At 40.8% G+C, this 22,550-nt stretch carries 25 protein-coding genes; 7 read left to right on the forward strand and 18 right to left on the reverse strand.

Features of this window, described 5'->3' with window-relative positions:
* The first annotated feature begins 49 nt into the window (after positions 1-49).
* Positions 50-517, forward strand: a complete 468-nt coding sequence (locus tag DQW11_RS07340) for a MaoC family dehydratase (protein WP_113923409.1) — start codon at positions 50-52, stop codon at positions 515-517.
* A 19-nt stretch (positions 518-536) separates the two neighbouring features.
* Here DQW11_RS07340 and DQW11_RS07345 read toward each other — a convergent pair whose 3' ends face one another.
* From DQW11_RS07345 to DQW11_RS07355, 3 genes are read right to left on the reverse strand one after another with little or no spacing between them, the layout of a single operon-like run.
* Positions 537-1,262: a tRNA threonylcarbamoyladenosine dehydratase gene (locus DQW11_RS07345; protein WP_113923410.1), complete on the reverse strand. Its 726-nt coding sequence runs from the start codon at positions 1,260-1,262 to the stop codon at positions 537-539.
* The gene (locus DQW11_RS07350) at positions 1,259-1,933 is read right to left on the reverse strand and encodes a TatD family hydrolase (protein WP_113923411.1); all 675 of its coding nucleotides are present in this window, start codon (positions 1,931-1,933) and stop codon (positions 1,259-1,261) included. The genes DQW11_RS07345 and DQW11_RS07350 overlap by 4 nt, the downstream gene beginning before the upstream one ends.
* Positions 1,926-3,062 carry an amidohydrolase gene (locus DQW11_RS07355; protein WP_113923708.1) on the reverse strand — a complete coding sequence of 379 codons (1,137 nt, stop codon included), beginning with the start codon at positions 3,060-3,062 and terminating at the stop codon, positions 1,926-1,928. The genes DQW11_RS07350 and DQW11_RS07355 overlap by 8 nt, the downstream gene beginning before the upstream one ends.
* Positions 3,063-3,233: 171 nt before the next feature.
* On the opposite strand from DQW11_RS07355, the gene DQW11_RS22370 reads away from it, so the two are divergent.
* The gene (locus DQW11_RS22370) at positions 3,234-3,410 is read left to right on the forward strand and encodes a hypothetical protein (RefSeq protein ID WP_198669865.1); all 177 of its coding nucleotides are present in this window, start codon (positions 3,234-3,236) and stop codon (positions 3,408-3,410) included.
* Between the two features lie 2 nt (positions 3,411-3,412).
* Here the strand turns inward: DQW11_RS22370 and DQW11_RS07360 are convergent, their stop codons facing one another.
* The gene (locus DQW11_RS07360; RefSeq protein WP_113923412.1) at positions 3,413-3,718 is read right to left on the reverse strand and encodes a type II toxin-antitoxin system RelE/ParE family toxin; all 306 of its coding nucleotides are present in this window, start codon (positions 3,716-3,718) and stop codon (positions 3,413-3,415) included.
* On the reverse strand, positions 3,708-3,926 hold the full coding sequence (locus tag DQW11_RS07365; protein ID WP_113923413.1) for a hypothetical protein: 219 nt from the start codon (positions 3,924-3,926) through the stop codon (positions 3,708-3,710). The genes DQW11_RS07360 and DQW11_RS07365 overlap by 11 nt, the downstream gene beginning before the upstream one ends.
* 58 nt (positions 3,927-3,984) lie before the next feature.
* On the opposite strand from DQW11_RS07365, the gene DQW11_RS07370 reads away from it, so the two are divergent.
* From DQW11_RS07370 to DQW11_RS07390, 5 genes are all read left to right on the forward strand, one after another.
* Positions 3,985-4,647, forward strand: a complete 663-nt coding sequence (locus tag DQW11_RS07370; protein ID WP_113923709.1) for a pseudouridine synthase — start codon at positions 3,985-3,987, stop codon at positions 4,645-4,647.
* Positions 4,648-5,097: 450 nt separating this feature from the next.
* Entirely contained in the window at positions 5,098-6,069 is a 972-nt protein-coding gene (locus tag DQW11_RS07375) for an AAA family ATPase (RefSeq protein WP_113923414.1), read from the forward strand.
* A gap of 186 nt (positions 6,070-6,255) precedes the next feature.
* Complete coding sequence (locus DQW11_RS07380) at positions 6,256-7,764, forward strand: hypothetical protein (RefSeq protein ID WP_113923415.1); 1,509 nt, start codon at positions 6,256-6,258, stop codon at positions 7,762-7,764.
* Positions 7,765-7,873: 109 nt separating this feature from the next.
* Positions 7,874-10,753 (forward strand): TonB-dependent receptor, encoded by a 2,880-nt coding sequence (locus DQW11_RS07385; protein ID WP_113923416.1) that lies wholly within the window; start codon positions 7,874-7,876, stop codon positions 10,751-10,753.
* 105 nt (positions 10,754-10,858) lie between these two features.
* Positions 10,859-11,614, forward strand: a complete 756-nt coding sequence (locus tag DQW11_RS07390) for a hypothetical protein (RefSeq protein WP_113923417.1) — start codon at positions 10,859-10,861, stop codon at positions 11,612-11,614.
* Between the two features lie 139 nt (positions 11,615-11,753).
* Here DQW11_RS07390 and DQW11_RS07395 read toward each other — a convergent pair whose 3' ends face one another.
* The 13 genes from DQW11_RS07395 to DQW11_RS07455 all read right to left on the reverse strand — a co-directional run bounded on the left by DQW11_RS07395 (position 11,754) and on the right by DQW11_RS07455 (position 22,399).
* The gene (locus tag DQW11_RS07395) at positions 11,754-13,997 is read right to left on the reverse strand and encodes a TonB-dependent receptor family protein (protein WP_113923418.1); all 2,244 of its coding nucleotides are present in this window, start codon (positions 13,995-13,997) and stop codon (positions 11,754-11,756) included.
* Positions 13,998-14,208: 211 nt separating this feature from the next.
* Positions 14,209-14,721, reverse strand: coding sequence for a molybdopterin-binding protein (locus tag DQW11_RS07400; RefSeq protein WP_113923419.1), 513 nt, complete (start codon positions 14,719-14,721; stop codon positions 14,209-14,211).
* Positions 14,722-14,817: 96 nt separating this feature from the next.
* Positions 14,818-15,135 carry a type II toxin-antitoxin system RelE/ParE family toxin gene (locus tag DQW11_RS07405; protein ID WP_113923420.1) on the reverse strand — a complete coding sequence of 106 codons (318 nt, stop codon included), beginning with the start codon at positions 15,133-15,135 and terminating at the stop codon, positions 14,818-14,820.
* The gene (locus tag DQW11_RS07410) at positions 15,135-15,368 is read right to left on the reverse strand and encodes a hypothetical protein (RefSeq protein WP_113923421.1); all 234 of its coding nucleotides are present in this window, start codon (positions 15,366-15,368) and stop codon (positions 15,135-15,137) included. The genes DQW11_RS07405 and DQW11_RS07410 overlap by 1 nt, the downstream gene beginning before the upstream one ends.
* Positions 15,369-15,421: 53 nt before the next feature.
* Positions 15,422-15,913 carry an RES family NAD+ phosphorylase gene (locus DQW11_RS07415; protein ID WP_113923422.1) on the reverse strand — a complete coding sequence of 164 codons (492 nt, stop codon included), beginning with the start codon at positions 15,911-15,913 and terminating at the stop codon, positions 15,422-15,424.
* On the reverse strand, positions 15,913-16,410 hold the full coding sequence (gene parS, locus DQW11_RS07420) for a type II RES/Xre toxin-antitoxin system antitoxin (RefSeq protein ID WP_113923423.1): 498 nt from the start codon (positions 16,408-16,410) through the stop codon (positions 15,913-15,915). The genes DQW11_RS07415 and parS overlap by 1 nt, the downstream gene beginning before the upstream one ends.
* A 123-nt stretch (positions 16,411-16,533) precedes the next feature.
* Positions 16,534-17,325: a subclass B1 metallo-beta-lactamase gene (gene bla / locus DQW11_RS07425; protein WP_113923424.1), complete on the reverse strand. Its 792-nt coding sequence runs from the start codon at positions 17,323-17,325 to the stop codon at positions 16,534-16,536.
* A 161-nt stretch (positions 17,326-17,486) separates the two neighbouring features.
* Positions 17,487-17,942: a GNAT family N-acetyltransferase gene (locus tag DQW11_RS07430; protein ID WP_157966066.1), complete on the reverse strand. Its 456-nt coding sequence runs from the start codon at positions 17,940-17,942 to the stop codon at positions 17,487-17,489.
* Positions 17,943-18,020: 78 nt separating this feature from the next.
* Entirely contained in the window at positions 18,021-18,602 is a 582-nt protein-coding gene (locus tag DQW11_RS07435; RefSeq protein WP_113923426.1) for a hypothetical protein, read from the reverse strand.
* Between the two features lie 180 nt (positions 18,603-18,782).
* Positions 18,783-19,100, reverse strand: coding sequence for a GNAT family N-acetyltransferase (locus tag DQW11_RS22635; RefSeq protein ID WP_113923427.1), 318 nt, complete (start codon positions 19,098-19,100; stop codon positions 18,783-18,785).
* 127 nt (positions 19,101-19,227) lie between these two features.
* Positions 19,228-19,872, reverse strand: coding sequence for a hypothetical protein (locus DQW11_RS07445; protein WP_113923428.1), 645 nt, complete (start codon positions 19,870-19,872; stop codon positions 19,228-19,230).
* 513 nt (positions 19,873-20,385) lie between these two features.
* Positions 20,386-20,898 (reverse strand): hypothetical protein, encoded by a 513-nt coding sequence (locus DQW11_RS07450; protein WP_157966067.1) that lies wholly within the window; start codon positions 20,896-20,898, stop codon positions 20,386-20,388.
* 202 nt (positions 20,899-21,100) lie between these two features.
* Positions 21,101-22,399, reverse strand: a complete 1,299-nt coding sequence (locus DQW11_RS07455; RefSeq protein ID WP_113923430.1) for a UDP-N-acetylmuramoyl-tripeptide--D-alanyl-D-alanine ligase — start codon at positions 22,397-22,399, stop codon at positions 21,101-21,103.
* Between the last annotated feature and the right edge of the window lie 151 nt (positions 22,400-22,550).

The raw sequence follows: 22,550 nt of genomic DNA on the forward strand, positions 1-22,550 counted from the left end.
TCGCCAGATAAATTTTTTTACCTTTAAATTTTAAAAAACATCAGCTTATATGAGCAAAATCACGATTGGGAGCTTTGAAGATTTCGAAAAGTATATAGGTCAGGATCTTGGAGTCTCTGACTATCATCAAATTACCCAAGAACAGATCAATCAGTTTGCTGTCGCCACCATTGACCATCAGTGGATCCATACTGATCCCGAACGTGCAAAAAAAGAAGGTGCTTTTGGCGATACCATTGCCCATGGCTACCTGACGCTGTCTTTGGTGCCCTACCTTTGGGATCAGGTCATCCATGTCAACAACCTCAAGATGATGGTCAATTACGGGATCGAAAGCTTGAGATTTGCCCAGGCAGTATTGGTCAATAATGAAGTCAGACTCAATGCCAATCTGAAAAATGTAGTCAACCTCCGCGGAACCGTCAAAGCAGAAGTCAATGTGAAGTTGGAAATCAAAGACCAAAAAAAACCTGCTTTCACAGGCGTATTGGTGTTTTTATACCATTTCCAATCCTAAGTCAGACAAAATTACTAGCCTAGCTTTTCAATAGATCATTGATCACTACAGATGCCGTGACGCAGCCAAAGGTTGCCGGCAAAAAAGACATGGTTCCATAAGCCGATTTTTTGAAATTGCTGCCATCTGTCATCATCAGGCTTTCTTTGATATAGAGTTCAGTGGAAAATACTGCCTTAAACCCTCCACCGATATTTTTGGCTTTTAACCGTTTTCGGACCATTTGGGCAAGTTTACAGCTGTGGGTCTCGGAGATATCCGCGATTTTTACTTGGGTAGGATCTATTTTGCCCCCTGCACCCATCGAACTTACCAAGGGAAATCCTTTTTTCATCGCACCTTCTATCAGGTGAAGTTTTGGCAACAGGCTGTCAATACAATCCACCACAAAGTCAAATTTGTTTGCTTCCAAAAGTTGAGTCATCGCTGCAGGTCTCAAAAACTCCTTGACGACATGTACTTTCAGGTTGGGGTTGATGCTAAGCAGTCTTTCTTCCATCCATTCTGCTTTGGACTGGCCAAGATTCTTTTGGGTAGCGGGAAGTTGTCTATTGCAGTTGCTGATGTCCACCACGTCCCCATCGATAATGGTCATCTCGCCGATTCCGCCACGGCAAATCAGTTCTGCAGCAAAGGAACCGACTCCCCCCAGACCCACCACCAAAACGTGTTTCTTCGAAAGTTTTTCCAGGCCTTCTATTCCTGTTATCAGTTCCGTCCTAGACAGCCAAGCAAATTCACTCATGTCATTTTCCTATTTGAAATCCTGTTCCAATTCTCCATGACCTGATCTGCAAGTTGCATGGTGGAGAGGCCCAAAAGTAAAGAAGCTTGTTGATAAATCTCAGAAATTGGAATGTCCGAATTGTCCGTTTCAAAAAAAATCTTTTCCAGGGGACACTTCTCTATCCATTGTTGGGCATTGGAATTCTGTTTCAATATGGCTTTGCCAAAAGAAAAGTAGATCGGAAAAAACAATAATTTTTCTGCGATTTGAGGATTTTGGTTGAATCCATGCCAAATGATTGTTGGTGGTTCGGGATGGTTTTTTAAGTATTCCTGAAGCAAATGTGTTCCTTTGACACAATGGAGGATGAGTGGAATTCCAATCTTTTTAGCCAATTGTGCCTGCGCCTCAAAGGCCTTCATCTGTACTTTTGGTCCAGATCCTTTGATCAGGTCAAAGCCGCATTCACCGATTGCAAGCAACTGAGGATTTGAGGATGAAGCGGCTATTTTTTCCAATTCCTTCTCCCAATTCTCATTCAGATACCAAGGATGGATTCCCCATGAAAAACACTGATTCGGAATGCCATCGTCAGGAAGGACATTGAAAATGCTGAAGACATTACCTTTTTGATGGGTATGGAAATCGGGAAAGTGAACCAAATCGGATTGGATATTTTGGTTAATCATGGAGCGTCTTGGCAATTTCTGCAAACATGCTGACACCTGTCTCTATCAACTCATCGGGAAAATCAAAATTGGGTTCATGGAGTTGTGGATGATCCAATCCTGACCCTAGACCAAACAACAATGTTTTGGTATGGGAAGAAAAAAGGCCAAAATCTTCTGACCACCTGAACGGTTTTTCGACATGGCGGATATCCAAATTCAATTTTTTGGCGGCATCCAAACCAATTTGCCATGCCTCCGGATTATTGTGTGTCGCAGCGAAACTTTCTACATAACCAAAAGAAACTCCCAATCCATATTCTTCGGCAATTTGTGTAGCCAATTGTTCGGCATAAGAAACCAAGAGGTCCCGGGTTTCATTTTCAAATGCCCGTAAGGTCGCCCTGACCACGGCGGTACCGGGAGTGGTCCCAAAGGCAATACTTCCCAACTCCGCATGGATGACGGTAACAAGGGAAAACTTTTCGATTCCTTGAGGAAGTTTTTCCAATGCCACAATGGTTTTGGCCATGGCCTCGGCCGGGCTATTTCCCGCTTCGGGATGGGCAGAATGCGAGTTTCTACCTTTGAAATGAATACTCATCCCCACAGATGCCGCGGCAAAAGGGCCTTGCTTGATCAAAATCTGATGAAGAGGATATCCGGGAAGATTATGAAGGGCAAAAGCAAAATCCGGTTGGATTTCAGCGAATTTGGGGTCTTTGATAACTGCTTCTGCCCCTTCTCCTGTTTCTTCGGCAGGCTGGAAAAGTAAGATTATCCGTCCTTTTTGGGGTTTATTGGTAGAAAAGTAAGAACCCAAGCCACTGACAATAGCCATGTGTCCGTCATGCCCACAGACATGGGAGGTGTTTGGGATTGTACTGAGATGGGAAATACTGTTTTCCTCTTTGATCGGTAACCCATCCAATTCACAGCGGAATAAAGTGGTCGGCCCTGGATCTTTTCCCTGAAAAACAAAAGCCAAACCTGTTCCTCCGAGTCCTGTGATGGTTTTGTCGGGATTCAATCTGGAGAAAAAGTCTTGGACTCTTTTTGCCGTTTCTTTTTCCTGACCGGAAAGTTCGGGAAATTGGTGAAGGGTTTTTCTGTATTCAGTGAGTTTTTGGATCGTGGGATTGTCGAGCATTTTGTGGGATATTTTCAGAAATTTAAAGTTTTGAAAACCCAATGGCAACAAATTTTACTTGGGATTCAATTTTGTACAGGAAGAAAAATTTTTGCAAAGGCTTCCATGCACTTACAAAAAATAAAGAACTTTTTTATATTGGATGCTGTAACCACTTAAATCCATTTGAAAATGACAACTGAACAAAAATCTGCCATCGAACAGGAAATCGACAACCTGAAAGGCACCTTGACCGGCAACATGTTCCAAGACATGGAAGCCCGTGACCAAATCCACAACCTCGAAATGCAACTCAAAGGCGTGAAGCCTATGGACAGCCATTTTGACTGCATCGGTTGCGGAAGCTGATATTATTCCAGATTTAGATTGATAGGGTTTTGTCTGTTGTCCCAAAAAAGCATCAGATAAACCCTTTTTTTATCCTCATCTATTTTATAAAACAGCGTCGTGTTTTTGTGTAAAAAACCATGTCTGACATTTGGACGAGGTTGAAATTTTTTGAAAATATTAGGAGATTTTTGAATTACTTCTATAAAAATTTCTGTCCTGACAATAAAGACTTCCAATGCTTTTTCGCCAAAAAAATTATATATATAATCGCAAATTTCTCCAAAAGTCAATTTTGCTTTGTTTGTCCAGATAATCTCATAATCCATATTTTTCCCGGATCTGATCCATTACCAAATTATGCGATGAGGTTTTCCCTTCCAAAATTTCTTTTTCAGCGATATCTAGTATTTGGTTGATATAAGTCAATTCACCATCATCAGGGTTTTTTTCGAAGTCATAATCCTTGCTTTCTAAAAAATCTGTAAGGATTTTTTCTTCCTCTGAGGTTTTGATTTTTACCAAGATGGATTTCATAATTGTAATTTAAACTGAAATGGATTTCAATAATACCTGTAATTTGCCAAATAATTTTATGCCAAACAACAGATACTTCGTCGTTTATAAGCCATTTGGGATCCTTAGCCAATTCAGCGGTGAGGAGGATACCTTGAAGAAAGTGGCCAATTTTCCGCCGGACATATATCCTGTCGGTCGCTTGGACAAAGACAGTGAAGGACTCCTCTTAATTACAGATGACAAACTGCTAAACCACTACTTGCTTGATCCGAAATTCGGTCATCTGAGGTCCTATCTGGCACAGGTGGAGGGAATACCGACTGAAGAGGCGATCCTTCAACTCCAGTCCGGGACTGAAATCAATGTCGACGGAAAGATGTATAAAACCAAAAAAGCTTTTGCCAAAATCCTCCCTGAAATTCCACCGCTTCCGGATCGAAATCCGCCGATCAGGTATAGAAAATCTGTACCTGATTCTTGGATCCAATTGACACTTACCGAAGGAAAAAACAGGCAGGTTCGGAAAATGACAGCAGCGGTTGGTTATCCCACGTTGCGGCTGGTCAGGTGGTCTATGGAGAATTTGACCATTGCCGGTTTTGCTTCGGGGGAGGTCAGGGAGTTTGAAAAAGAAGAAATATACAGGTTGCTCAAAATCAAAACAGCCAGGTTTGAAAAGGGAGGTGATTGGGAATCAGGCAAAACTTTTTCCCACCCTTTCGTAAAAAGGAAGAAGTAAGCAAAATTGACAATTCAATTAATGGATATACGCTTCTAAGCCAGTTACCTATATTCTTCTTCAATGGGGACGGATCCCGATAGCTATCGGGACGAAGTCGGAAGACCCCCGCCTGTCGTCGGGCAGGGATGTGCCGTGTAATTCAGTCCCCAGACGAGAAATAAAATAGATATCTTCTCTATTGACATCATTGCGTACAAACAGAATACCTTTTATCAATAAGTCAAAAGCATTAATTGGGATAAAGGGTATTTTGTTATAATTTAGCCCGATTATTAGACACAAGACACGAGATTCAAGACTGATTTATCTTAGGTTTAGGATTTGTCGAAAAATCGGGTTGATCGTAAGTTTTATTTCAATTTATATCTAATTTATTTCCACCGTATTTCTATTTGAAGAAATAGACGATTAACCAATATCAAATAACCAATAACAATTTTCCAAAACATGCATCAGCAGAAGATTCAGCAAGTTATAGATGAAGTAAAAAAAGTGGTCGTGGGACAGGACCGTATGGTCAACAGGCTTTTGATCGGGCTTTTTACCAACGGCCATATTTTGTTGGAGGGTGTACCAGGATTGGCCAAGACCCTGACAGTAAATACGCTGGCAAAGGTATTGCACTTAGATTTCAAAAGAATTCAATTTACACCGGATTTATTGCCCTCTGATTTGGTTGGAACGATGATTTATAACCAGCAGGAGGCAAGTTTTCAGGTAAAAAAAGGACCGATTTTTTCCAATATCATTTTGGCTGATGAGGTCAACCGTTCTCCAGCAAAGGTGCAATCTGCCTTGTTGGAAGCCATGCAGGAAAAACAGGTGACGATCGGAGAGACCACTTATCAGTTGGACAGACCTTTTTTGGTGCTTGCCACACAAAACCCGGTAGACCAAGAAGGTACTTACCCGCTACCCGAAGCACAGGTAGATAGGTTTATGATGAAAGTCCACATCGATTATCCTTCTAAAGCGGATGAAATGGAAGTGATGCGTCGCATGGCCAACATGCACTTCGTTTCGGAAGTGAATGCCATACTTTCCAAAGAAGACATTTTTGCCATCCGTGCCCAGATCAATGATGTGAAAATCGCAGAGCCTTTAGAGAACTACATCATCGAATTGGTATTTGCTACCAGATTCCCTGAAAAGTACGGCTTGAAGGACGAAGCCAAATACATTCAGTTCGGTGTTTCCCCAAGGGCTAGCATCAACCTCAACCTTGCATCAAGAGCGATGGCCTTTATGGAAGGTCGGGATTATGTACTTCCTGAGGACATCAAGGCCATAGCCGAAGATGTGCTAAACCACAGGATAATCCTCAATTATGAGGCGGAAGCTGACAATGTAAGCACCCGTGACCTGGTTAAAATTTTCTTGGAAAAGATTCCTATTAACAAATCCGTAACATTGAAATAGCTCCTATTGTCAATAGAGCCGAATCCCTGAGGAATCAGGGATTTTTTTTGTTTCCAAGGTTAATGGAATATTAAATCCAGTTTCATTTTTTAAAAAAAGGGTAACTGCAAAAATTGCCCCAGCTACTTTTTTTGAGTCAGTTTTGCATCATCAAAAACTGAAACCTTTAACTAAATAATAATTGACATGAAAAAAATTACTTCACTTCTCTTGATGCTGATTACTGCTGCGGTGGTTTTCACAAGTTGCGAAGATGACCCAGCTCCAAACAATCCGGTGACTATCACCGGGATACCACCTACTGCAACGATCGCAGCAGGAGGTACTGTAGGTCCGGTTACTGCCACAATAACAGCGAAAGATGGTTTGGCCACTTTTGTAGTCAAAAAAGACGGAACAACATTAGCAACAGTCCCTTTTACAGGTGAGACCACTGCTACCCAAGAATTTTCTTACACTGCTACTGCAGCAGATGCTGGCAAAAACATTGTATTTGAGTTTACAGCTACAGATAAAGACGGTTCTTCAGCTACAGTTCAGCATGTGTTGACAGTAGGCGCCGAGGCCACCACTATAAGGGTTACATCCAATATCACAGGAAAAGTAACCTGGACTGCAAACAAAACCTACATCCTTGGAGGTAGAATATTTGTCACCAACGGTGGTGAACTTACCATCGAAGCCGGTACCGTGATCAAAGGTGAGGCTGGTTCAGGTGCCAACGCTACTGCTTTGGTAATCGCTAGAGGAGGCAAGATCTTTGCAAACGGAACAGCCGCGAAGCCAATCATCTTCACTTCGGTAGCTGACGAAATCACATCAGGTCAAGTAGCAAGCCCCAATTTGGAACCAAATATCAATGGTCTTTGGGGAGGTCTTCTGGTACTAGGAAGAGCTCCGGGTTCATTCGCTGGTGATGTATCAGAGGTTCAGATTGAAGGTATTCCAGCTTCTGATACCAACGGTCTTTATGGTGGCAATCTTCCTGCTGACAATTCAGGTGTGATCAAATATATTTCAATTAGACACGGCGGTGCCAATATCGGTGAAGGAAACGAAATCAACGGTTTGACCCTTGGTGCGGTAGGTTCTGCAACTGTTATCGAAAATGTAGAAGTTGTAGGAAATCAGGATGACGGAATTGAGTGGTTTGGCGGAACAGTAAGTGTTAAAAATGCAGTTGTTTGGAATGCGGGTGATGATGCCATTGATACAGATCAAGCTTGGTCAGGTACTTTGGATAACTTTATTGTGCTTTGTGGTGCTGAAACTGACCATGCTCTTGAAATCGACGGACCTGAAGGATCTTTCAATGCTGCACACACAGTTAAGAATGGTACTGCAAGAGGAAGTGCTTCCGCAGAACTTGGTGATTTCCGTGCAGGTGCAAGAGGAACATTTGAAAACATATATTTCTTCGGTTTCCCTGATCCTGCCACAGGCGGATTGGGAAGAGGAGACCTCTCTTTAAGTGGTGACGTTACCATTGCAAACTTTGCAGCCGGAATTTTGAAATTCAACAAACTTGAATCCACCTCTCCTGCAGGTGTTCCTTTGACTACTGTATTCAGAAATGGTACCCATGTACATGCTTCAGAGGTTGCTCTTCATGCAAACACTGTCGGAACAACTAAAACAGCGTTTACAGGCTGGTCTTGGTCTGCTGTATCCGGAAACCTTGATGCTTTGAAATAATCATAAAAATATTACCACAGAAAGAGGCTGTAATGCAACAGCCTCTTTCTTGTTTTTTTGACTCAAAAGAGTAATTGAAAATAGAAACGCTGTACAAAAAATGACTATTATGAAAAAATTGATCTTGTTGCTAGTAACGATGATCATCACCTTATCACCCTTGTTTTCGTATGCCCAAAAAGGAACAATACGAGGAACCATATTCGATGAGGGTACCGGAGAACCACTGTTTGGAGTCTCTGTTTTGGTAGAAGGTCTTCAAATCGGTGCTGTTACCGACTTTGATGGGGATTTTGAAATCCTAGTAGATCCCGGGACTTACAGTCTCAAATTATCCTTTATTTCTTACAACACCCTCCAAATCGGGAATGTCGTTGTCACCGAAGGTCAGGTGACTTTATTGGAAAATATTAAAATGGCTGAATTCACTTCGGACTTAGAAACCGTAACCGTTTCAGCCGAAGCCATCCGAACCACAGAGGCCGCTTTGATGTCAGTCAAAAGAAATGCAGCCAACCTGATGGATGGAATTTCAAGAGCATCTTTCAGACAAATCGGCGATGGAGATGCCGCTGCAGCCATCAAACGAGTGACAGGAGTTTCTGTTGAAGGAGGTAAATATGTGTACATCCGTGGCTTGGGTGACAGGTATACCAAAACCATATTGAATGGCGTACAGGTTCCCGGTTTGGATCCTGACAGAAATACCATCCAAATGGATATTTTCCCTACCAATGTGATTGACAATATCATTGTCTCCAAATCATTTACTGCCGAACTTCCTGCCGATTTTACAGGTGGAATAGTAGATATTGAGACAGTGGATTTTCCTGAAGAAAAAACCATGGTTTTGAGCGTAACCGGCGGTTACAATCCAACTATGCACTTTAATAAAAATTACCTTGCGATTGAAGGAGGAAGTAAAGATTGGTTGGGTTTTGATGACGGTACCAGGACTATTCCTACCCAAGGAATTGATGACATTCCCCAATTCGCAGAAGTTGTAGGCAACCCCAATTCCCCAAGAGGTTTGCAATTTCAGGAGATCTTGAGAAACTTCAACCCGGTTCTTGGCGGTACACGCCAAAACAGCCCGATGGATATTGGAATGGGCTACTCAATAGGAGACCAATTCAAAATCAAAGACAAACGATTCGGTTACAATATGGCTTTCACTTATAGGAATGAAACCCAATATTTCACAGATGCGCAATACAACCTTTTTGGAAAACCGAGTGATGCCAACAACTTCGAAATGGAAGCGTTGGAAAGGTCAACCGGTGACTTTGGAGTCAACAGCGTCCTTCTCGGCGGTGTCGCAGGATTAGCATACAAAACAGATAATTCAAAAATCAAACTGAATCTATTAAGACTTCAGAGCGGTGAATCCAAAGTGGGTCAATTTTTCTTTGTCAATACCAACCTTGGTGCGGAGTTTGAAGCCAACCAATACAATATTGAATACAGCCAACGGGCAATGACCAATATCCTCCTGAACGGAGAGCACTTTTTGAATAGAGGAAAATGGAATCTGGAATGGAAAATTTCTCCAACAAAATCTTCTATCGAAGATCCTGATGTAAGAATCATCCGTTTCAGGGTTCCCAACAATACCATAGGAACAGAAGTTGGACTTCCTAACAGGATCTGGAGGTCATTGGATGAGGAGAGCTTGTTTGGAAGCTTGGATTTGAGCAATAATTACAATTTCAAAGGTTCCTCTGCAAAATTGAGATTCGGTGGTGCTTATGTGTACAAGGACAGAGATTTCTTGATTGAGAGTTTCCAATTCCCTGCTGGAAGCGCCACATTTACCGGAGATCCAAACAGGGTGATGGATGAGGAAAACCTTTTCTCTTCTACAAATAGAAACGGATTAAGGTACGACCCGACATTTATCCCTATCAACCCGAACGCCTATAACTCCAACCTCAACAGCTATCAGGCTTATGTTTCCAATGAGTTTACACCGTTAAACAACCTGAAGGCTATCATCGGTGTCAGGATGGAGACTTTCAACCAATTTTATACAGGAACCAACCAAACAGGAACCATCGTATTTGACAATGAGAAAGTATTGGATGATGTAGATTTCTTCCCGACCATCAATTTGATCCAATCATTGAAGTCCAATCAGAATTTCAGGGCAGCTTATTCAAGGACAATCGCAAGGCCTTCATTCAAGGAATTGTCTTTTGCTGAAATCCTTGACCCGATTTCAGGGAGAACATTCATCGGAGGACTTTTCCCGGAGACAACAAACGGCGGTACTGAAATCCTTTGGGATGGAAACCTTCAGTCTACAAGGATCAACAACTTTGACCTGAGATGGGAGAAATTCATGGAAAGAAGCGAATTGCTTTCAGCCAGTGTTTTCTACAAATCTTTTGACAATCCTATAGAAATGGTTCAGTTCCTTTCAGATCCGGGAGCTTTCCAACCACGAAACGTAGGAGACGGACAATTGATCGGAGTGGAATTGGAACTGAGAAAATCTTTGGGTTTTGTTTCCAATAAGATTGAAAAATTCTTCTTCAATACCAACCTGACTTACGTCAAATCCCAGATCGAAATGTCTGAGTCAGAATTCAGGTCAAGACAACTGTCCTCAAGAGAGGGGGAGGTTGTTTCCAGAACAAGAGATATGGCAGGTCAGGCACCCTATATCATCAACGCAGGTTTTTCTTACAATGACCCGATCATCGGATTGGAAGCAGGTGTATTCTACAACGTGCAGGGACCTACTTTGACTTTTATCGGATTCGGTAACAGAACAGATACCTACACTGTGCCTTTCAATTCCCTTAACATCAACATCAACAAAACCTGGGGCAAAGACGAAAGGATACAGACCACTTTCAATGTAGACAACCTTTTGGGAGACAAAAGAGAGGAAGTCTTCAGAATGTACAATGCTGAAGATCAGATATTCTCCAGCATCAACCCAGGCAGAAGAATAGCCTTGAGGTTCAGATACACTATTTGGTAAAAATTTTCATTTCATATCTAAGGCCTCCACTAAAAAAGTGGGGGCTTTTTTTGTTTTATGTTATTCAAATGTTAACTTGGCTTAACAATTTGGTAACATTAGAAAATGAAACGATTCCTGCTCTTGTTTTTGGCCCTTTCAATCACCTTCTCGGGGATTGCTTTGTCCAATAATGCAAAGAAAGAATCCCTGATTTCTTCCAATGAGTTTATCACTTATTGGGATTCAACTAGTACAAAATTCCAAAAACTGAATTTCAAACTTCAGAAAGACTATGACAGGTATGGTAACAGCGAAAAGTTTTTAAAAATGCTTTTCTTCAGAAGCCAACAATACCTGATGGATGACTACAACCAATATGCGAGCGTGGAGGAACTGATCGAGACAGGAGCGTTTGATTGCGTCAGCGGGTCTTTCTTGATGGCTGTGTTTTTGGATCAGTATGGATTTGATTACGCTATCATGGAGACTTCCTTTCATGTGTTTCTCACGGTCAATGTGGAAGGCCAAAAAGTCGTATTGGAATCCACAGATGGTTTTACCGGATTTATCAGTGACAAAGATGAAGTCAAAGCCTATTTGAAAGACTTTGAAAGGGAATCCAAAAAGAATCCGCTCTATCTCAATCCTGACCAAAAACTCCTTAAGGACCTCTTGCAGCCTTCCATCTATAGGGCTATCAATCTTCAGCAGTTAAAAGGATTGGAGTTATTTAACCGCGCTATTTTCTACAACAACCAGATGGCGTATGACATTGCCTTCCAAAAAATCAAAGAAGCAGAGATTTTGTATCCTTCAGAAAGGATAACTGCCTTGAGCAAATTGCTGCAAAGCCAGCTAATTATTGCCTCCAACGATTAAAAAATACCCTGTTTACGGTATTTTTTGGTATTATCCCTCTATCTAAATTTGTATCAAAGAGAATAGTATTTTTCCACGGTTTTTTTGATATGAATTGAGGGGATAATAAAAATTCATTTTTTATCCCCTTGTTTTTTTTCTAATACCTCAAACCAATTTTAATTCCCCCATAATAATTGATACCTGGCGCGGGTTGGAAATACCTGTTCGCAAATGCATTCAGGTCATTTCCAAGACTGTATTGTTCATCCAATAAATTGTCTACCCCGCCGTAGGCTTCGACATCCCAACGGCTGCCAAGGGTGGTTCTCCAACCTACTCTTCCGCCGATCAGGTTATACGATTCCTGAAAAACCGTATTGGCATCATTCAGCGGAATGGCGTCCACATATTGGTGGGTGAAATTAAGATAGAACCCTGGCTTGGTGCGGATATCGAGGATATTGACCAGGGTATTTGGTGCGACTCCTGTAAGTTGATTTCCAGAGAAATCATTGCCTCCGCTTTCATATTCACCAAAACTGAAATAGTGTCCGGTGAAGGCATGGTTCAACTTGATTTCCTGAAAGAAAGCATTTTGGTTTCGGACCAAAACATAATCTAGGCTTGCCTCTATTCCTTTCTGATCGGTTTGGCCGGCGTTTCTGAAAAGCACAACACCCTGTTCATTGGTGTAGGAAGTAATGGTCTGATCAAGCTGGAAATAGAATGCCGTCACATCTACATTGAATATTCCGAATTTTCCCCGGTAACCGGCTTCGTAATTGATCCCCCTTTCTGCTTCCAAGTCTAAATTGATACTTCCCTCGTTGGTGCGTACTTCGGCAATGGTAGGGGGAGAAAAGCCTGAACTGATACTACCATGGATTCCGGACCATTGATTGACTTTGTAGACCAAGGCGATTCTCGGGATGACTATAGGATCAAAATTTTTGGTATTGTTGCTTGGATCATTTGGTCCTGCGTCGATGGACCTGTTGATGTCATACCTTCCAAAGTTTTCGCTAAAACCCAAAGTCATGAGTACTTTGGAAGTCCATTCAATTTCAAATTGCTGGAAAACAAAAGCCTGCGTGCTGATCAGGTCATCAGAAAACCTGATCGTATCAGCCTTTCCCTGTCTGTTGCCAAAGTTCTGGGCCAGGGTTTTTCCGTATTGGTATTCAGCTCCTGCAATGATTTTTACCGGGAAGGATCCCCATTTGTCATCAAAGGTGAATTTCGTCCGACCTCCGTAACTGAAGGCCGTTTCTCTTTTGTAATCAAGGATAAACGGGTTTTCAAACTCCGTATTGTTCATATACAACGCAGTGGAATTGTCCCATTTCTGCCCCAATTCGATCTGATGGGAAAGTGTACCGTATAATGTCTTTTGGGTAATTGAACTGTTTTGCTCCACCGAACCTGGCCTTGCTTGGGTTCTGTCAGCTTCCACCTGTGCCGGATTCAAGGCTCCGGGAATCTGGTAATTCAGGTCTGAATAGAGTATCTGTGCAGAAAGTGTCTGCGTATCAGAAGGCTTGGTATGCATGGCCAATTGGAAAACCTGCCTGTCAGTAGCACTGTGTTGACGGTAGCCGTCGGATTTTTGGGAAACATAGGAAGCGCTGATACCGCCATTTCCTACTTTCTGATCGATGCCAATCCTATAACGGAGCAAACCAAAATCCCCAATGCCAAAGTCTGCGGAAAGGTAATTTTCAGTTACAGTTTTGCGGCTTGACATGCTGATCACACCGCCGTTTCCCGCACCATAGATGCTTCCTGCGGGACCTTTGATGATTTCGGCATTCTGAATATTGGACAGGTCGAGGAGGTTCAGTGCAGTCGTTCCATCCGGAGAGGTAAAGGGAATGTCATTCCAATATACCTTGACATTGCGGACCCCAAACGGTGAACGGAGAGAACTTCCCCTTATAGATATCCTGTAACTTGCCGGCGCCCTTTGCTCCACCCTAATGCCGGGTTTGGTATTGAAGGCACTCAAGATCGAGTTCTCATTAAAACGGTAAAGCTCATTTTCCAAAACCTTGCTGATCGCTCCTGCCTGATGGACGAGTGGTCTTTCCGATTCAAATCCCGTCACAATCACCTCCGAAAGTGACGTGGTAACCGGAATCAATTCTAGCGTTAGGGATTCATTTGGTGCAGCTGAGACAGACAGCGGTTCATAGCTGATATGCAAAAAAGTCAGGATTCCGGGATTATTCAGGTCAATTTCCACCTGTCCCTTTTCATCGGTCACCTGATTGGCTTGTCCCTGGATTTTCACCAAAACCCCTGAAACAGGTCTTTTGCTATTTTTATCCAAGGCGGTGATTTTGGTTTGGGCAGAGAGAAAAAGCGGGAAAAGGCAAAGGAGAACAGAAATCCAGAGTTTCATTTGATCGGAAAGTTATTGCCGAATTTAATCACAAATGATAAGGAATTGTTTACAGGATTTGATAAGTGGGGAAAATAGAAGGAAGCAGAGTTAATTTGAGCAAGTTGTAATTACTATAATTGTTGTCGGCTAGGCGTTGTCTTGTTTTCGTGTTTTTCAGTTGTCTAGATTAAATAATTACATTTTTTAGTAAAAGAGAGCATAATCTCCATCAATCGACCCTTTCTACAATAATCTTGCTGAGGCCTTTGATATGCCTGCGACCGGTTTTGAAGTCTGTCGGTGTCAGAGTCAAAATCCTTTCTTCCATGTCTTTCAGCATTTTGCCGTCTCTTGAAGTGATCAGGTAGAGATTGTCTCCTGTCGGAGAATTGAATATTTCATTCCATGAATAAACTACCTTGTAATTGTCTGCGGCAACAAAAACCAGATAGAATTCACTGAACAATTTTGGGCTTTGTTCTTGGAGTTCCAGGTCCTTCAATATGTCTTTGACCAAAATCCCGGTCAGCTTGGTGGCTGTTCCGCGAGGTTCACCCATGTGATTGGTGATGGTCACATCGGAAATGGAGTTGGAAGTATATTTTTCAATATCTGCCAAAGAAAAAACCAATTCCTTTTTCACCAAACCTGTTACTATAAATGAATCGCTTGTCACGTCGGATTTCTGTGCCAAAACAGTTACCGAAAAAAACACAAGAATAAGGGTGTAGAGTCTTTTCATTATTTCTTTTCTTTAATGTAGTCTAAGTAATTCAGTTAGATAAAACGCAACATAAATTTTTCAATGGGAACTTTCTAAAGCTCATGGGAACTTGAATTATGTTGATCGTTTAATTTTAGGGGGATTCTGACGCGTGTCAAAAACATCTGCAATTTTGATAAACTTGTTTTCTAAATCAACGGAGTAAATCAACTTATAACTCTTGTAGACCAAATATCGATATTGAATTTTTCTACCTCGAAGCATATCTTCTTCTTGGCCAATGAATGGTGTATTTACCAACTTATTGGGTTCGTTGATTATTTCATTCACAAACTTGTTGGCGAAGTCGGGACTTACTTCCTTTTCGTAAAAATGATAAATTTCATCAAGTTGGGATTCTGCGAATTCCGACCAAATAATCTTCAACTCCATTATTTGTATTTGGATAAAAGTTCGGAGCTACTTTTAAATCGACCCTTATCGAAATCAGATTCTGATTGGTCAATCCGGCTGTTTAGTTCCTCTTTACTCATTGGTTCAGACTTATAATCAATAGAAGATATTCCTTCGCTTTTCAATAACTTTTCGAGTTTGGAAATGACCTCTTCGTTTTGCAGTTTCAAAAACTCTTGAACAAATTCAAGTTTTCTGGTTTCTAAATTCATGTTTTCCTGCTTTTTATCAAATATACAAAATTATCAGGAGCGGTCTTTTTCTCTTAGCTATTGATTTTCCCATCATGCTCCTGCTTCAATCTGCGATCGAAATTCATTCTAGACGTGCCTATAACTTTGATTTTTGAAATGTCAGGATGATTTGGGTTTATCAAATAATTATATTCTTGGGGAACAATGCTGCTTGGGACTTTCAATATTGCCGCTTCTTTCAGATTAACAAAATCATCGCCAATGATCTGAGTCATTGATATCGGAGGTTTGGAATCCCAACCTTCCGGCAAATCTTCCAATTTCACCTCTTGAATCAATACTTCATCAGGAATTTCAATTTCCACATAATAACGGTCATTTGGCAGATCTTCACTTAAATCCAAATGAACAGACACTTCAAGTGTGGCCAAAGCCCTGCTTTCTGCAGTGTAAACGATCAAGGTGTTTAGGCTGTTCCAACGAAAACCGTCCGACTTAGAGGCTCCGATTCCCTGTAAGGTAGTCGTCAAATACTTCTCCCTTTCAATCCTATAGACGATCATCAGGCTAAATTTCCAAACTCCAGGCGATTCAAACTATATCTCACCTCATTGATTCCGGTTACGGTATCGAGCATACTTTCAGGGGAATTTCCTCCAAGTGAAATGTTGGGCTTCTTTAACCAGCGTTGAAATTTTTCATCCTCGCTATTGAAAACTTCCAGACCAAAGTCTATTAATTCCTGAATCAACATGATCAATTCACTTTCCCTACTCTCAAGTAGGAGGTGTTCACTTTTTTTCTTGTTGTAGGTAGTTTGGGGTATACCCAATATCTGCAAAACTGATTTAATCGGATTATTCAGTCTTTTGCTGATTTCCTCAATGGAACCATAAGGAATCCCTGCCCTGATGGTTTCCACTTTTTCCATACCGGTACTCCATTGGTATTCTTTGCCTCCAAAATGAATTATTGATTTCTTGGATCCACTTGCTTTATCAGCATTTTGGATGCTTCTTTTGGTATCGAAGGGCTTTGTTTTTTGTGGGATCTTTTCCATGGCGCAACAGATTTGCTATAAATATATAACAAAATGGTTGGAGTATAGTGGTGATCTACATAAAAAATGTTTTAACTCGATAGGGCTGAATTCCCCCGAATTGAACAAATAGCTACTACCAAATCAATTGAGTCTGCTTATTTTTTTATCACCAAAATGTCTCGTCTTGAACAAATTGATGGTATAGTCAAGCAAGCTGCTGTCGCCGTGATTTCCGTGTCCCGGAACAACAATTTCTACATCAGGGAATCTTTTTTTGATATCCTCCACGGTACTTGACCAATTCTCCACATTTGCATCCCCTAGAAATCCTTTGCTTGCGTTCATTTCTTTGATCAAACACCCTCCAAACAATACGTTTTCACTTGGAAAATATCCTACAATATTGTCTTTGGTATGGCCTTCTCCAAAAAACCGGGCCATGATAATTTCATCCCCTACCTTTAAGACAAGTGAATCCCTGAAACCATTTTGGGGGATGACAAAATTATTTTCTTTGGCAAGTGCTATTGTTTTCACATGTGCGTAGGAAGGGATGTTGTGGTCATTAAATGCCTGAAGCCCGGCAAGACAATCATTATGGAAATGGGTTGGAATGATGGCGTTTATCTTACAATTCAGCTCCTGATTGACCCATCTGATCAATTCTTCGGAGCTTTCATTATTAGTGGGTGTGTCAAAAATGATGGTTTCATTGCTATTTCTGACAATCAGCCCGTTGCAGGGAACGTTTCCAAAATCATTTGTCTGCAAAAATGAGGTATGCACAAAAGAATTCGGTGCAACTTGGGTGATAATCAAATCTTTGGATTTGTATACTTCTTTAGGACTGAAGGCATCTTGTTGTTGCGCAAAACAATTTACCGCCGTCAGAGAAATTACAAATATAAAAAGGCTCTTTATGATGGCTTTCATTGGATCAATATTGGTTTTTCCTTGGTTAATCTTGTGTGCTTATCCTTGTATTCCTTTCCCGAAAAATACCGATAGAGTAAATTCCATAGTACTTTTCCCCATTTCAAATAAAAACCGCCAATCCATACATCCTCTTGCTTCGGCTTCCTTTGGTGATAGGGTTACTTTACGGTTAATTTATAGATTTTAGAATTTTTGTCAGGAAAAACATAGCCATTGGGTAAGTTTTGTTTGTCGGATTGGACAAACCCGTTTCGCTCGTAAAATTGATGTGAGGCAGTTGCCACAGCAGGCGTATCAAGCCAAATGGTTTGAAAGCCTTTCATTTTTGCATCTTCAAATAAAGTGTCGAATAGTCTTTGGGCAATACTTAATTCTCTCCCCCTCAACTCTTTCTTAACAAACATTTTTCTCAGTACTGCATTGTGGGCATCTATTTTTTGAAGTCCTATCGTTCCTACAATTTCGCTTTTGCTTTTAGCTGTCCAAAAACCACCGTCACGATAGAAATGTGCAATATCTATAAGGTCCGGTTGATCCATTTCAGAAAAACCTAAAAGGAATTCGTTATTCTGAATGTTCAGAACAAAATCTTTAACCTCTTTTTGGTCATTCAATTGAAACCGGTCTATGGTGATCATTTGGTTCTTATAGCACACGGCCGTCTACTCGATTAGCGGTAGTTTTTCTTTCTGTTAAGTTACACATACGCTTACTACAATTGTTTTTTTGTCGTCAAGAAAGCCGATAAACGAATAATGGTCTGCCTGTCCAGCGATACTACGTGTAAAGCTGTAAATAATTTGTTCTGTCTTGAAATTCCCCATTACTTTATACAATTCACTTGAACCAATAATTTCTCCTGGTTTATTTTTTGTCATTCGTTTGTCATTGGCCAATTCGTTAAGCAAGAATGAATAGTCGTCATTAGAAACCGAAATTAGCGATGCTGAACAATAGTCACCGTGGAAGTCGGGATATGAAGCGTCTTTATTTTTAACTTTCGCCGATTTTGGAGCTTCTCTTAAAGTTACTTCTTTAAATTCAGAGAAGTAAAAACTGTCTGTCGGATAAACCGCTATGTAAGCTGAGTAGCCCATGTAGATTGTAAAAGCAACAATTAAAGTTAGACCAACTACTCTGTATCCTTTTTTTGTCAACCACTTGTGTAATAAATAAAGGAGAACATAAGGTATAGCCAAGATTGACAAGCCGATTACTCCTGCTATAAGAAGAAATATTAATGCTCCAATGTCTAGGTTTAGTAGGGTCGTCATAAAATTACCACTAACTTAGTTTAATATATTTATAAATAAAAAGTATACATACACCGCTGAAATAGAAGGGTTAAAATACTTCCTGGATCACCCCTTTTATCTTAACCAATTTGCAATTGGCCTATTCAACCAAAAACCCAAACGAAAGGTAATTCTTGCTAAAATGAATTACAAATTCTACTAAATAAAAAGGTGTAGATACAATCTACACCTAGCGGGGGCAATACTTAATTCTCTCCCCCTCAACTCTTTCTTAACAAACATTTTTCTAAGGACTGCATTGTGGGCATCTATTTTTTGAAGTCCTATCGTTCCCACAATTTCGTTTTGGCTTTTAGCAGTCCAAAAACCACCGTCACGATAGAAATGTGCAATATCAATAAGGTCCGGTTGATCAATTTCAGAAAAACCTAAAAGGAATTCGTTATTCTGAATGTTCAGAACAAAATCTTTAACCTCATTTTGGTCATTCAATTGAAACCTCTCTATGGTGATCATTAGGATATTTTTCAGTTATTTTTTCAACTCTTATATAAAATCCAGTGAACCGCCATATACTAGACCAGTACGGTGGTGGGAGAGGCGCACCTCGCTAACCTAACTGTTGGCGAGGCCGTATACTCGATTACCACCTGTTTTTCTCCACTGTTGATTTCAATTTCTTTTTCGCTCGAGTGTTATTTATTATTTCTTCAATGTTTTCTTTAAACTTCGAAATATTGTTTAAATCAAATTTAAGAAGCTCTACTTTTTCTTTAAGTTCTTTTTGCCAATCATATTCAAATTCATTTTTTAAAACCCGAGTAAAATATTCATCAGAATTTTTCGGTTCATTATTTAGTCCGCAAATAATTGCTCGATGATAATTTCCCCAAAGGTTGTCGCTTGTAAATTTTTGATTTATGATATTGTTTTCAGCGGTTTTCAAATCCACCATTTTCTTACGGAATTCGAGAGTCCGTTTGAGTGCTTTTTCTACCAATAATTCTATTTCGGTTTGAAACTGTTTTCCGTTTTTAAATTCAATAAAGTCCGATTCACGATTTCCGATATCAAATGAAAAATATTCCTTTTCGTACCAATGAAAATTTATTCCAACATTCAAACAGGTTCCTTGTCTGTCTTTAATCGGCTGAAATTCGATTATTGTTGTAAACCAATAATGGTCATCCAACCAGGTTCGAGATTGTCCTTTGCGATCAATTCCGTACTCTTTGAAAATTTCGCGAGCAACTTTGTTTATTATTCTCGAATGTTCAGGTAATGCCATCGGTTTTTTTCAAATGAGTTGTAACTTCTTTATACCCCTGATTCAGTCAGGTTTTACCCCCATTTTCTGAGGAATAACCCTGATAAATGGGTTGATTTATCAGGATTTCATTATACTGATTATTTATTTAAAGATCACCAAATGGGGATTTGATTTCCAGGCTATTCTACTTCTGGAATTTCTTCATTTATTTCCCCCACCTTAGCGTAGTTTAGCGATCGATAGTGGACTGGGTGGGATTTTTAATTCCACCCTTTTATCTTAACCATCCACGACAGCTGTCGGGATGAAATTGGACTATTCAACCAAACTCCCAAACGGAAGGTAATTCTTGCTAATTTGAATTGCAAATTCTACTAAATAAAAAGGTGTAGATACAATCTACACCTAGCGGAGAATTCGGAGCCGTACCCTTCATACTTTCTCCTAACTTATTAAAGATACTGATTTCATATTTACTCGGTACCGCCCGCTGTATCCAAGGTGATGTTGGCGTGTCGTGGTTTTCTCTTCCTAGTAATGTGCCCAAATCAGTCTTATTTCAATTTTTAAAATATCTCCCAGGTTGCGTATTAGTTCATTCTTTTGATTATCATCATAATCAGGATCAATGATTTTAAGTTGGTACTTTGAAAATCCCGCTGGCATTTCATAATTCAAGTCGTTTAGATTTGATGATTTATGACAACAAGGAGTTTGAATAGTTAAGTCAGAAAATGAATGTTGATAGGAATTATCCATAGCTTCTTGCCAAAATTCAACTTCTATCGTTTGTCCGCAATGATTGCAAAATACCGAATCAAAATTTTCTCCTTGGTCTATGAATTCAACTTGGCTGGTTAAAATTGATCTTATCTCACTGTTCTTGTACTTAGCAACCAAATAATTTATCGCAGCCTTCTGTTGCTCCTTTGTCGGTTCAAAATATGGATCAACAGGAATAATTTTTAATTGCTGTCCAGAGTGGGTTGCAGCTTCGGGTTGATAAATAATTTCAAATTTGTCTCCAGTCTGAATTTCTTTCATTTCGGTCAAATTATTTCTTTGTCCGCAACATACGAGAAGCGCAATAATTGTCAATATATATAATGTCCTTGTCATTCTTTCCATGCACGCCAACTTACTTATATATATACCAAAAGCTTACATATCCCGCCAAAATGGAAGGGTTGATATACCTCTTGCTGTTCAATTAAAGATCTTTCAATCGGGACTTTACTAGGTTTCCTCAAATAAAATCCACCAATCCTTCCAACTTCATGCCTCTGCTTCCTTTGATCAGGATCAGGTAATCTTCGAGCTTGGAGTCCTGCAGCCAGTTTCTGAAAGAAAAAGGATCGGGGAAGTACAGGGCAGAGATCGGAGCCTTTGGTAGCGCCGCCTGCACATGCTTGCCGGTAAAGCAGATCTTGTCAAACTTGTATTGGCTAACCCATTCCCCGAGTTTTTGGTGTTCCGGTTCGGTATGTTCCCCCAACTCATACATATCGCCGAGGATGATCATTTTATGCTTTTTACCGCTCATTTCCCCAAAAGTCTTGATCGCCACTTCCATGCTGGAAGGGTTGGCGTTGTAGGCATCGAGGATGATGAGGTTGCTTCTTTTTTCGATCAGTTGGGAGCGCATATTGGAAGGTTGGTATGAAACGATGCCTGCCACAGCTTGATCCATCGGCACGCCAAAGTACTTTCCAAGAGTCAGGGCAGTCGCGATATTTCCAAAATTATACGCTCCGATCAGTGCGGAAAGGTGGATTTTATCCTCTCCTTCCACCCGGAATCTTACAAAAGGATCGGCCCCTTCGAATGTCACTTCACAAAAATCTCCTTTGGCCGGATAAAGAATCGGATTCTCAAACCGCTTGGCCATGTTGGAAAGGATCGGGTCTTGGCTGTTGATGAAAACGGTTCCTTTGTTTTCTCTCAGGTGCTGGAAAAGCTCGGTTTTGGTTTTGAGCACGCCTTCCGGACCGCCCATTCCCTCGAGATGCGCTTTGCCGATATTGGTGATAAATCCATGGGTCGGTTCGGCGATATCGCAAAGTTCCTTGATGTCGCCCTGCTTGTTGGCGCCCATTTCTATAATCGCGATTTCGGTATCGGGGGTGATGGCGAGCAAAGTCAGGGGCACACCGATGTGGTTATTGAGGTTGCCGACGGTGGCGGAGGTTTTGAATTTTTGCTTCAGGACGGCATGCAGGAGTTCTTTGGAAGTAGTCTTTCCATTGCTTCCGGTCAGTCCGATGATCGGAATCTGGAGTTGATGCCGGTGGTAGTTGGCCAGTTTTTGCAAAGCCAATAAAACATCGTCTACCAAAAAGTACCTCGGATCTCCATCCGGAATTACCCTTTGCTCATCGACTACCACCAAGCTTGCGCCGGATTCCAAAGCCTTTGGAGCAAAGTCGTTGGCATTGAAGTTTGGACCTTTCAGTGCAAAAAAGATATTGCCTTGGCCGATCTTTCTTGTGTCTGTGCTTACACCTGTGGATTGTAGAAAATGGGTATAAAGGGATTCGATGCTCATAAATATTTTTGTATGGCTAAAATTATATGATTATCCGGTATGTTGCCAGTAAAGTCGTTTTAAGTTAAAAAGTCCATAGACCATAGACCATAGTAGCATCTTTGGGGTATTCGTCATCCTCAGTCTCAAACATTTTCAAAAAACATTCAGA

Origin of the sequence: Cognataquiflexum aquatile (assembly GCF_003316845.1) — a bacterium.
Lineage (GTDB): Bacteria > Bacteroidota > Bacteroidia > Cytophagales > Cyclobacteriaceae > Cognataquiflexum > Cognataquiflexum aquatile.